Origin of the sequence: Peribacillus sp. FSL P2-0133, from assembly GCF_037975445.1 — a bacterium.
GTDB classification, from domain to species: Bacteria; Bacillota; Bacilli; order Bacillales; family DSM-1321; genus Peribacillus; species Peribacillus simplex_E.
The window spans coordinates 4,499,054-4,510,478 of sequence record NZ_CP150254.1; the positions used below are offsets into that span (position 1 = coordinate 4,499,054).

14 protein-coding genes are annotated in these 11,425 nt (G+C 41.7%); 4 read left to right on the forward strand and 10 right to left on the reverse strand.

The features are described 5' to 3' along the window. Positions 1-140: 140 nt before the first annotated feature. Positions 141-1,049 (reverse strand): DNA-3-methyladenine glycosylase, encoded by a 909-nt coding sequence (locus tag MKY17_RS21610; protein ID WP_098373711.1) that lies wholly within the window; start codon positions 1,047-1,049, stop codon positions 141-143. 169 nt (positions 1,050-1,218) lie between these two features. Here MKY17_RS21610 and MKY17_RS21615 point away from each other — a divergent pair, with 169 nt between their 5' ends. Further along, positions 1,219-1,815 carry a bifunctional transcriptional activator/DNA repair enzyme AdaA gene (locus tag MKY17_RS21615; protein ID WP_286177258.1) on the forward strand — a complete coding sequence of 199 codons (597 nt, stop codon included), beginning with the start codon at positions 1,219-1,221 and terminating at the stop codon, positions 1,813-1,815. Continuing rightward, on the forward strand, positions 1,805-2,329 hold the full coding sequence (locus MKY17_RS21620; RefSeq protein ID WP_098373713.1) for a methylated-DNA--[protein]-cysteine S-methyltransferase: 525 nt from the start codon (positions 1,805-1,807) through the stop codon (positions 2,327-2,329). Before MKY17_RS21615 ends, MKY17_RS21620 begins: the two co-directional genes overlap by 11 nt. Before the next feature lie 61 nt (positions 2,330-2,390). On the opposite strand, the gene MKY17_RS21625 is transcribed toward MKY17_RS21620, so the two are convergent. The 4 genes from MKY17_RS21625 to MKY17_RS21640 all read right to left on the reverse strand — a co-directional run bounded on the left by MKY17_RS21625 (position 2,391) and on the right by MKY17_RS21640 (position 4,527). Beyond that, complete coding sequence (locus MKY17_RS21625) at positions 2,391-2,834, reverse strand: DUF2690 domain-containing protein (protein WP_179891221.1); 444 nt, start codon at positions 2,832-2,834, stop codon at positions 2,391-2,393. 84 nt (positions 2,835-2,918) lie between these two features. After that, positions 2,919-3,380, reverse strand: a complete 462-nt coding sequence (locus tag MKY17_RS21630; protein ID WP_144549052.1) for a DUF2690 domain-containing protein — start codon at positions 3,378-3,380, stop codon at positions 2,919-2,921. A 359-nt stretch (positions 3,381-3,739) separates the two neighbouring features. Next, positions 3,740-4,066, reverse strand: coding sequence for a hypothetical protein (locus MKY17_RS21635; protein ID WP_339200634.1), 327 nt, complete (start codon positions 4,064-4,066; stop codon positions 3,740-3,742). Between the two features lie 194 nt (positions 4,067-4,260). Next, the gene (locus MKY17_RS21640) at positions 4,261-4,527 is read right to left on the reverse strand and encodes a transporter suffix domain-containing protein (RefSeq protein ID WP_309487140.1); all 267 of its coding nucleotides are present in this window, start codon (positions 4,525-4,527) and stop codon (positions 4,261-4,263) included. Between the two features lie 286 nt (positions 4,528-4,813). On the opposite strand from MKY17_RS21640, the gene MKY17_RS21645 reads away from it, so the two are divergent. Beyond that, on the forward strand, positions 4,814-5,494 hold the full coding sequence (locus MKY17_RS21645; RefSeq protein ID WP_098373714.1) for a copper homeostasis protein CutC: 681 nt from the start codon (positions 4,814-4,816) through the stop codon (positions 5,492-5,494). Between the two features lie 149 nt (positions 5,495-5,643). Here MKY17_RS21645 and MKY17_RS21650 read toward each other — a convergent pair whose 3' ends face one another. The 5 genes from MKY17_RS21650 to MKY17_RS21670 all read right to left on the reverse strand — a co-directional run bounded on the left by MKY17_RS21650 (position 5,644) and on the right by MKY17_RS21670 (position 9,737). Next, positions 5,644-6,498, reverse strand: coding sequence for a putative protein N(5)-glutamine methyltransferase (locus MKY17_RS21650; RefSeq protein WP_339200635.1), 855 nt, complete (start codon positions 6,496-6,498; stop codon positions 5,644-5,646). Positions 6,499-6,635: 137 nt separating this feature from the next. Further along, positions 6,636-7,373: a MerR family transcriptional regulator gene (locus MKY17_RS21655; protein ID WP_141994029.1), complete on the reverse strand. Its 738-nt coding sequence runs from the start codon at positions 7,371-7,373 to the stop codon at positions 6,636-6,638. Positions 7,374-7,725: 352 nt separating this feature from the next. Beyond that, positions 7,726-8,580, reverse strand: a complete 855-nt coding sequence (locus tag MKY17_RS21660; protein ID WP_339200638.1) for a pentapeptide repeat-containing protein — start codon at positions 8,578-8,580, stop codon at positions 7,726-7,728. Positions 8,581-8,622: 42 nt separating this feature from the next. Further along, on the reverse strand, positions 8,623-9,102 hold the full coding sequence (locus tag MKY17_RS21665) for a VOC family protein (RefSeq protein ID WP_339200639.1): 480 nt from the start codon (positions 9,100-9,102) through the stop codon (positions 8,623-8,625). Positions 9,103-9,224: 122 nt separating this feature from the next. Beyond that, on the reverse strand, positions 9,225-9,737 hold the full coding sequence (locus MKY17_RS21670; protein WP_339200641.1) for a GNAT family protein: 513 nt from the start codon (positions 9,735-9,737) through the stop codon (positions 9,225-9,227). 293 nt (positions 9,738-10,030) lie between these two features. Between MKY17_RS21670 and MKY17_RS21675 the strand changes: the two genes are divergently transcribed. Further along, positions 10,031-11,419, forward strand: a complete 1,389-nt coding sequence (locus tag MKY17_RS21675) for an L-cystine transporter (protein ID WP_144528202.1) — start codon at positions 10,031-10,033, stop codon at positions 11,417-11,419. The last annotated feature ends 6 nt before the right edge of the window (positions 11,420-11,425 follow it).

Consider the following 11,425-nt stretch of genomic DNA (forward strand, 5'->3'; position numbering starts at 1 on the left):
TAGAGATATATCGAAGTAATTTACTGTTTTATCTCCGAATTTAGAGATATATCGACGTAATCTATAGTTTTATCTCCGAATTTAGGGATATATCGACGTAATCTACTGATTTATCTCCGATTATAGATATATATACGAAGTCAATATAGCAATCTCCATAAATAGAAGGTCGCATAGGATTCCCAATCGGCCCACGCTTCCGATAGTTTCAGGATTTCCGCTTTCGTTGGTTTTGCTTCCGTTTCCATGACCAGTTTCATGGAATTATGCAGCCCGACGTCATCGATGGGAAAGGCTGCGGGAAAACGCAAACAGCGCATCAAGACATAGTTCGCTGTCCACGGACCGATTCCCCGTATTTTGGTCAGCATTTTTTCGGCCTCTTTTACATCCTTTGCATTTAACAGCTTTTCTATAGTAAGTTCCCCTTCTGCAATCAGTTGAGCAACTCCTATTAAATATTCACACTTCTTCACCGTCATCCTCAAATCGGCAAAATCTTCGACCGTCAATTTCGCGATCACTTCAGGCTTTGGAAACAGCCAATATTGCTTTCCTTCGAATTCAACAAAATCACCAAATCCCTCCACAAGCCTCCGTTTCAAGGTATAGGCATATGTCAAGTTAATCTGCTGTCCAAGTATTCCCCAGGCAATCGCTTCAAATAAATCCGGGATGCCCATATTTCTCAAACCGAAGAATTGGCTTACCGGCTTGTGCAATAAAGGGTCATTTTGGGCCAGCTCATAAAAAGGAAGCAGGTTTGTCTCAAGATCGAACCAATGACGAACGTATTGGGAAACAGCATCCTTTACCTGATTATCCATCGGTGCAGTTCGTCCTGGAAACCGAACGGTCAGTTTCGTTTCATCCATCGCACTGATTTCCACTAGGAGTGTCTCGTTTTCGACAACAAGTGCTCGATAAATTTTTTGATCAACAATATCGAACAGACATTCATTGGAGGATCTTGATAGGTATTTAAGATTTTCCGAAAAACTAAACTCCTTTGGTGCATGAATCCTCAATTCAATCATGCCTTCATCCATTGATAATGTCCTCCTTTATCCTAATTCTCTTTATTCTAATGAAAAATGGATACGTTATCTTGCGCTTTCATTTAACTCCCTTATTTTAACATTACGTTATCTTGCTTTTATATTATCAATATGTTTGTATATCACCCCTTTCTTGTATACTAAAAACAGAGGTGATGTGTTGAATCCAAAAAAAGCAGATTTCCCGAATGAATATTGGAGAGCTATTATAGATTGTGATGCAGCATATGATGATCATTTTTTATACGGAGTAATTACGACGGGCATCTTTTGCAGGCCCTCCTGTAAATCCAGGGTGCCTAATAAGGAAAACGTGAAGATTTTCAAAAATGCCATGATGGCTTTGGAAGAAGATTTCCGGCCTTGTAAACGATGTAAGCCGGAAGGATTGAATTTGCCGACAGAAGAATGGGTTGAACAAATTGCCGAATGGATCGACACCCATTACAGCGAACCTCTCACACTGAACATATTGGCGGATATTTCCCACGGCAGCCCCTATCATTTACAACGATCATTCAAGCGTGTGAAGGGGATATCGCCCACTGAATACATCCAACGGCTACGCCTTGAAAAAGCAACGTGGCTGCTGGAAAAGTCCGAACAGCCGATAAATGAAATAGGCTTGGCTGTCGGGTTCTCCAGTACACCCTATTTCATGACACTATTCAAAAGGAAAATGGGGAATACTCCTTCAGAATATCGGAAAGCTTATCTCAAAACTCAAGCTTTGGAGCGTGAAGAAAGTGAAGAATGATAAAGAACAAACCATTGATTGGGCCATATTGCATTATGATAGGTGGCAGTTATATGTGGCCAAAACGGAAAAAGGGCTTTGCTATGTAGGCTCTCCCGGTCAAACGTACGGGGAACTGGAGTCTTGGCTACAAAAACGCTTTCCAAATGCGAGACTTTTTGAAAATGAAAAAGCATTAACACCCTATCTAAAAGAACTCCAAGAATATTTCGAAGGGACCAGGCAGACTTTCTCTCTTCCGACAGATGTAAAGGGCACGCCCTTTCAACAAGAAATTTGGGCAGCGCTGAATCAAATACCTTACGGAAAAACCTGTTCCTATTCCGATATTGCCCAAATCATCCAAAGACCTGCAGCTGTTCGGGCTGTCGGTACGGCCATTGGTGCCAATCCTGTTCTGATCACGGTACCATGTCATCGGGTTATCGGAAAAAACGGGAACATTACCGGTTACCGTGGAGGTATGGAGATGAAACAATATCTACTTCATTTGGAAGCGGAAATGAAAGTGTGAGTACAAACTGACCGCAAAAAAAAAGCATCCGACCATACGGATGCTTTTTTGCCTTTGTTTTTTAGTACCAAATGGTCACAGCTTTATTATATGCATCACTATTAGGGATTGCATGTATCCCTTGGGCCTGTGCCTTACGCGGGTCATAATCATATACCATTGGTGTATAGCACGCGGTCTGCCCTTTGTTCACAACACCGTTGCCCCCGGAACTGGCGCATGTATAGGCTTTCCCATCAGTACTTCGGATGATCCTGGCATCCGCTTCATGGTTGTAAACGGCGGGGCGTGTTACGGTCACTTTTGCCCAGGCGGTTTTACAGACAGTGCTGAATTTCAATTCTACGTACGAATTGGAATCGATCCATTTCTTATCCTTTGTTACGGCCGAACTTGCACAACTATTATAGTATGGACTTTTTCCATCATAAGCATGTGTTTCTGCCAGTGCTTGATTTTTCCCTAATCCAAAATCGACAAGAAACATCGACAGTGTCATCACCATGGATAAACCTATCATTTTAAGCTTTTTATTCAATTCATTCATCCTTTCTTTGCATAAAAATAGATGAAAGTTTTTCTTTTTTCATTAATACCAGCCGGTTTCACCTGCTGTATATGGCCAAAAAGCGACCGCTTTTGCTTTTCGCGGATCTAAATCATATACCATTGGTGTATAGCAAGTCGTTTGACCTTTATTTATTTCTCCATTTCCTCCAGGAGATGCACAGCTATATTGTTTATTATCAGTATTTCGGACAACCAATGCCGTTGCCTCCCCATCCGTTTTAGCCGGTCTGCTTAGAGTCATCTTTGCCCAGGCCGTTTTGCAAGTTGTGCTGAATTTCAACTCCAAATTGGCAGAAGCACCGTTGGCATAAATTTTCACGGACTTCTTCGTGACTGCGCTATTCGCACAACTATTATAGTAAGGACTTTTTCCATCATAGGTGTGTGTTTCTGCTGATGCTTTGCTGGCAAAAGAATCAAGGGAGCCAAAAAGGACTAAAGAAGCTACAAAAAATGAAATACATAAAACCATTTTTTTCATTATTTCACTCATCCCCTTAACAAAATTTGTACACTGTTCATCTTACAATTTTGTCATATTCTTACAAGTGATAAATTCCCTAGTTCATGAAAAACTACATAAACCTCCTTTAACTCGCAGCCTGCCATCACTATTACAGTCTGGTATGTCTCGCTTTATCAACTGAATCACCACAGAGACAAAGTCAATATCCCTATGAGCAAGTCAGGACAAATAAGGTAACAACTAAGGACATATGCGTATCAAACTGTGACAAAACGAGCCAATAGGCTGCGGTTCCCCGGAAAAGATACAGGTCGAAGTACTTAATGTTAAAAAAGCCCCGACAAAACTCGAATCGTTTTGTCGGGGCTTCATTTTCATTTAGCGAGGTTTTCCCTGATCAATCTAATGATGCTTTCATAATAGGAAAGATCATGCTGAACGAACTCATCCCGTCCAACAAACCGATTGATCATCATCCTACGGTCTTCGTGATTCATTTCAAACCCCTTAATATTCACTTTGTCCTCCGCTCCGGTCCATAGCCCTTCGAAGTCATTCAGCGCAACCTTCACCATTCCGGAAACCTCTTCTGGCTGCAGGGTGAAATCATCGAAGCTATGTGCACTTTCATATAGAAAGACGTTTGCCTGTTCTTTGTTGATGAAATCTTCTTGGAACCAACTCGTCAAAGGAAACGTCAATGCCTATTTCTTCTTTAATCTCCCTGAATCCGTCGTATACCGCTTCCCTACTGAAAACCAACAGGCCAATGCCCCAATCTATGTACTTCCTCACGCGAAGCCACACCTGCTTGTATGCGATCGGAATCGAAAACTTTCAACAACTTAGTTTCCATGGAGCTTCACTACCAGCCCTTTTTTATAAAAAAACTGCTTCACCCTTTTTCTTTTCTCCAATTCTTCGGGTTTAAATAACCTTTATATTTAGCAGCCACTTCTTTCCCGACCAAAAGCGCGCCTGCCCAAAACATGACTTCCGCAAAGACGATCGCACCTGTTATGACCCCCGCTTTAGCCGCAGTTGAAAATGGCGTAAAAGGAGCTACGACAGGAATGATCCAAGTGAGAAGGGAAATGATCAGGAATCCCATCCCTACTTTGTAAAACCTCGATTTCTTTACTTCCTTACTTTCTTTATCCAATTAAATAACCTCCGTCATGATGATTTTCATTTAATTACCCAGCCAGACATTCCACTTTCAAATATACGATTGAATATATTCTTTTTTTATACGTTCGAATGTTCATTTCGTTTCATAAATATGAGAAATAAAGAAATTCCATTTGAGAAAAGCTAAGGAAAACTAGTGCAGGTATTTGATGAGAGGTCATGATATCTATTAATGAATTGACTTTACTATTCTTAATGGATTTAATAATCTTATACAAGCTATTCTTATAACACTTGCATGCAGGAAGGAAAATCCAATGTACATTGAATTCATTGCCACAACGATAGAAGATGCCATTTTAATCGGAGAATCCGGCGCAGACCGAATCGAGCTTGTCAGTTCTTTGGCCGAGGGGGGATTAACTCCCAGCCACGCCTTGATAGAAGCTGTCGTCCATTCAGTAAAGATACCAGTCAACGTGATGGTGAGGCCTCATAGCCAGTCGTTTTGTTATACTCAAAAAGATTTGGAAATTATGAAAAAGGATATCCAAATCATTCGTTCACTCGGTGCGAACGGGGTCGTATTGGGTGTATTAAATGAAAAAAATGAAATCAATCGACCTTACCTCGAAGAATTATTGACGGTATGTGAAGGTTTGGAGATTACATTCCACCGAGCCATCGATGAAACAAACGACCCAGTCATTTCAGCTGAAACGCTGGCACAATATCCAGAAATCACAACGATATTGACGTCAGGTGGGCATGGGGAATTCCCCAGCCGCATGAAAACGATTCAACAAATGAAAAGAGTCTGCGGCGACATAGCGATACTGGTTGGAAGCGGTCTAAATAAGGATAATATCCTTGCTATCCATTCCGAACTGCATACCGGTCACTATCATTTCGGTACGGCTGTTCGAAAAAACAACAGTATCATTGAAGGAGTTACATTAGAAAAAGCTAAGGAAATCGTAAACATGCTAAAGAAATAATGTCGGAAAGGGACCGCTTCTTTGGTCCCTTTTATGATGCAGATCTCTTTTTTTGTAAATAGACCGAGTCCTAAAACCAAAAAAATAATGCCGCACATAACTTCTTTGTTCCAATCGATATAAGAAAAAGCGCCTCTAAAAACATTTCTTTAGAGTGCGGGTCTGGTTCCAATTACGACAGTGGCGTCCAGTTCTTCACACTTTACCACCCGTGGCATCACCCCGTATCTAGCAAAGATTTCTACGGTCTGCATCGCTTGCCGCTCACTGGTCTCGACTAACAAATGGGAGCCCGGTGCCAGCCAAAGTGTTGCCGAAGCCGCCACCCTTCTCTGGACATCAAGCCCGTCCGACCCGCCATCTAATGCCACCCTCGCCTCATGCATGCGCGCTTCATGGGGTAAAAGACCGATTCCCTCAGTAGGGACGTATGGTGCGTTTGCGACCAGTACGTCAACACGTCCCCGTAAATTGGCCGGAAGCGGTTCATAGAGGTCCCCTTCGTATACCTGACCATTGACTGAAGTGACGTTACGACGCGCGCACCGCACCGCTGCTGGGTCAATGTCGACGGCGTACAACTCGATTTCTTCGAGAACATCGCCCACAGCGGAGCCAACCGCGCCCGTGCCGCAGCACAAGTCCACCACAACTGCTCCTGGCATAGCGAGTGCTGCCGCTTGGCGGACTAAAAACTCGGTCCGTCTGCGGGGTACGAAGACTCCGAGGTCAACTTCTATCCGGATACCGCAGAATTCCGCCCAGCCGATGACGTGCTCAAGGGGTAAACCCGCTATCCGTCTATCCACCATCCCGGCCAATTCGGCCGTTGTCCCTGCTGCGATGATGAGCAACCGGGCCTCTTCCTCGGCGAAAACACAACCTGCGGCCCGAAGTTTAGTGACGATGCTTGTATAAATGGCATCTCCATTAAAAACAGCCACTTTACTTCCATCAACATCATTGATTTTCCCGAGGTTAAAGGCGGCATTCCTAAACTCCATAAGTTTCCCCCTATTCTCTATAAATCGGAATATTATAAATATTACCATAACTATAGTATACAGCTTCTTAAACTGACTGTCCCTTTAGCTATACAATAAGAAGGTTGCCGGAGCAACCTTCCATCTAATCTGGGGATTCAATTTTTGTTAGCGTCAGCAAAATGCCCCATCGCATCACACATGAATTTTGCTAAACCATCACCGTATTTGTCGATATTTTTGGTGAAGCGTTGATCATCCACGTACATTTGACCTAATCCTTTGAAAGCATCCAGTGAGTATGTGCCGAAGTTATTGTTCAAACAATCATACCATTCTTTAATTAGCTCTTGTGCCTCCTCCGACTTGGGAGAGTCTTTTCGGATTGAAGCAAGTTTTATATAGATATCCGATACAATTTTCTGTGCATCCTTGGACATGCCCGCCACTTTAGCCTTCGATTCATCGACAGCTTTATCCCCCCAAAGCTTGCGGGCTTCTTCTTCATATGGATTCTGACTGAAGTCAAATCCTTCAAATTTTTCTTTATTTGTCATTTGAATTTCCCCTTTCATATGCTTAATCGACTTTTCGACTGTCTCAATTAATTTATCGAGCTGACTGCGTTTCTCCAGTAACATTTTTTGATGTTGCTTTAACGCATCTTGTTTATCAAACGAAGAGCTGCTTATCATTTGCTTTATTTCCTTTAACGGCATGCCAAGTTCCCTGAAAAACAGGATTTGCTGCAACATCTCAAGATTATCATTCGAATAAAGGCGATAACCTGAATCTGTTATTTCCTCTGGAGATAATAACCCGATTTCATCATAATAATGCAGTGTCCGCACACTAATGCCAACTAAATCGGCTAGCTCTTTCACTTTCATTGCCACTGCTTCTTACCTCCTTTCGATATCATTTACTTTAAGGTATTACGCAACGTCAGAGTCAAATGGAAAAATGAAAGTTTTCCGCCCAATTATAAAAGACGATCCTTCCTAATGAAGAATCGCATGTTAGTATAGAGTTCACTTTTTGTAAAAGCTTAGGATTAAAGCTAAATCTATGTATTAAATTTCCCCATTACTCGTGAATTTGACGCCTTAACTCGTGAATTTGTGCTTTTTACTCGTGAGTTTCCGCCTTTTACTCGTGAGTCTGACGCTTTTACTCGTGAATTAAACCATTTTCATTCATGATGCGTTTACGCTGCATGAAAGTTAGCTTCCGATCTTGGCTTTACTTCTACCTCCAATGATCGGGAATGTTTAATGTGAGCGGTAATTTTGTCTTCGTATCACCTTTAGCCGAGTTAATCTGTGCTTGTGTGATGAAGAAACTCCCGGTGAGATCGGCACCGCTTAAATCAGCGTCCCTAAAGTCTGCACCGATAAGATCCGTCACTCTCATGTCAGCTTCTCTGAGGTCGGATGCGATAAGTAAAGCTCCTCTTAAGTTCGCTCCCCTAAGGTCAGCACCTCTCAACTTTGCACCGATAAGGTCACTTCCCCTCCCTATTTTGTTCTGTTTTTTCTGATTTTTATTTTTATTAAATGATACCTTTTCACGTACGAGTTCACTTGTGCGCAGAAGTAAATCATTAACGATCGCTCTATGAGCTGGTACATTCAGGTCCATGATGGACTTTGGACTTTGCTTAGTGAGATATTCCGTTTCGTCAAAAGCAGCCTGCAAATCTTGATAAAGAGGTTTCGCATCTTCTAAATTCAGTGCTTCATTTAAGTAACAAAGCATTTCATGAAGTTGTTGCATAATAGGAAACACATCGAACATTTCCTTTGCTGACGCTGGGTTGTCTCTCCAATCGTTTCCATCATATGTGAGTTGAGATACCTTTTGACCGGCACCGAAGCATTCATATACCGTGCAGCCCCTAAATCCCTTTGCTCTGAGATTTTCATGGATGCCGCAACGATAATCCGATTGCAGGTTTGAACATGGTGTACCTCCATTTTTATCAAATGCAAAATCAGCAGATTTTGCATAAGGCAAAGCTACACAGCACAAACCAAAACAATTCTCACAGTCTGCACGTAAATGATTAAGAATACTATCGTTATTCGTTAATTGATTAAACAATACTTACACTTCCTTCTATTAAATAAAACCAATCGTTTCATACTAGTAGATTTTTTTGTTTTCTTCTATAGAATTTAGTTCTTCCCATTCTTCAATTGAAAGTTTTTCAGTTATATGCTTATATGCATCAGGGACTTCTACCGAACACATGAGTTCGAGACTATTTCCATCCGGGTCATTGAAATAGACGGAAGCGTTTCCTTGGTTCGGCCGCACAAAAGGTTCAATCGATGTCCTTTTTCCAAAAGGGACCACTTCAATTTTTAGGGATTGGAGCCAAGTTAATGCATTTTTCATATTTTCATAAGATACCCGAAATGCGATATGCCTTATTGAAGGGTGGTATGGAGTTTGATATTCTTTCCCTTCCCATAATCCGACCCAGCTTTTGTTTTCTTCTATCCAAAAGAAGGCAGTATCTTCATCCCTCCAAGCTAGTTTCAAGCCTATTTTCTTATAAAAACCCATAGAGATGGCCAGGTTCTTGACGGGTAGATGGGCTTCATATAAACCTTCTATCATATTATATTATCCTTTCTCCTTTTAAGTAATGAAATCTTTTGCCGCGAAAATATCTCGAGATTATTTCTTCATCTCTTAAATCCTTTTCACTTTATGCGGTCTATTAATAGAAGAAAATGGATTTAAAGGTTCCTACTATAATGGTAGAACATTAGCTTTTGACCCGAATCCACACTAATTTCCTCATTAATCGAAATCCGTTCAAAACCGTTTTTCACTAAAACCTTTTGGGAGGCAATATTGTCGCTTGTCGTTTTGGCTTGTATTTGAGTCACATTCAATTCCGGCGCCAGATTAACCAAAAGCCTTAAAGCTTCATTCGCTATCCCCTTTTGCGTAAACTTTTCACCGATTCTGTAACCGACATGAGCCGTACCATTAATGGGATCGATATCCACAAGGTTAATCCTGCCGACGATTATGCCTGAACCATCCTTAATTAAATTAAAAGAGGAGATGGCATCTTCTTGTTCTTTTAATAATTCCTTATGCCTGATCTCAAACGTTCCAAAGCTATAATAATCATCTCCCCGGCCTGGCACCGTTTGCTCGAAAAACCTTCTATTATTGCATTCAAATGCAAATAACGCTTGTGCATCCTGTTCATTTAGCATGTGAATGTATATATCCATCATTCCTTCATCCTCTCAAAAAATGCTAAGCATATGCGACCTGATATATCATTCAAGAAAACCAAGGGATTATCCTCCCTGTTAAATGTATATAATGGAAGATTTGTACCTAGCTTGTTCCAGCCTCCTCTTTATTGTTCCCTCTAACCCAGTTCGTGAATAGAGATATATACATGAATTACTTGAAAAGTCAAAAAAAAATTATTTTCTTCTGGTAAAAAATCAACGGATGATGTATCATAGTCTTCAGATATTCATTATTCTTATTTGGTTAATCGGAATTAGGAGGAATATATATGATTGGTTATGTGTTTTTAAATCTTGCCATAATGCTCGTTCTTTTAGGCGTTTTATTTTACATGAATAAGAAGCATGTTTCCTTTACAAAAAGGGTCTTTACTGGACTTGGTTTAGGGATCGTATTCGGACTTCTTTTGCAGTATTTCTATGAACCTCAGTCAGAAGCGATCGTTAAATCGGTCGATTGGTTTAACATTGTAGGTTCCGGCTATGTCAAGTTCCTGCAAATGATCGTCATGCCGCTTGTCTTCATTTCGATCTTATCAGCATTCACAAGATTGAAACTGACTAGCAATATTGGAAAGATCAGTGTCCTGATCATCGGAATCCTGCTTGGAACGACTGCGATTGCAGCAGCTGTCGGGATCACCTCGGCAACTGTATTCAATTTGGAAGCCGTTCAAATTGAGCAAGGGGAAGCGGAGTTAAGCCGCGGGGATCAAATATCGGAAACATACGGTACGATTCAGGATAAAACGATGCCGCAGCAAATCCTTGAATTGATTCCATCCAACCCGTTCCTTGATTTAACGGGAGCACGTCCGACATCAACGATTTCCGTTGTAATTTTTGCTGCATTTCTTGGGATTGCCTATTTAGGAGTCAAACGGAAGCAGCCTGAACATGCTGAATTTTTTGCTAAAATAGTAGATACATTGCACAGCATCATCATGCGTGTCGTAACATTGATCCTTCGTTTAACACCTTACGGGATCTTGGCAATCATGACGAAGACGGTAGCTACGAGTGATTTGGATGCCATCCTGAAATTGGGGAAATTCGTGGGAGCCTCTTATGTCGCCCTGATCGTCATGTTCCTCATCCATTTGCTATTGCTGATGCTTGCAGGATTGAACCCAATCGTATATTTAAGAAAAGCGTTCCCGGTATTATCGTTTGCCTTCACTTCAAGAACAAGTGCAGGAGCTCTTCCATTGAACATCCAAACACAGAAACAACTAGGGGTGTCGGAAGGTATTGCCAACTTTGCCGGATCCTTCGGCTTGTCGATCGGTCAAAACGGCTGTGCCGGAATCTATCCGGCCATGTTAGCGGTCATGATTGCTCCAACGGTTGGAATCAACCCACTGGAGCCTTCATTTATCGCCATGTTGATTGCCATCGTGGCCATTAGCTCTTTCGGGGTTGCAGGTGTAGGCGGAGGAGCAACATTCGCTGCCATCCTGGTATTATCCGCAATGAACTTGCCAATCGCCTTGGCCGGATTGTTGATTTCCGTCGAGCCATTGATCGATATGGGAAGAACGGCTGTGAATGTCAGCGGAAGCATGACTTCCGGTATTCTTACTAGTAAAATAACAGGCGACCTAGATAAGGAACAGTTCAGCGAAGAATCGTCTTTGAAAATTGAAGCTGAAATGTAAAAGAAA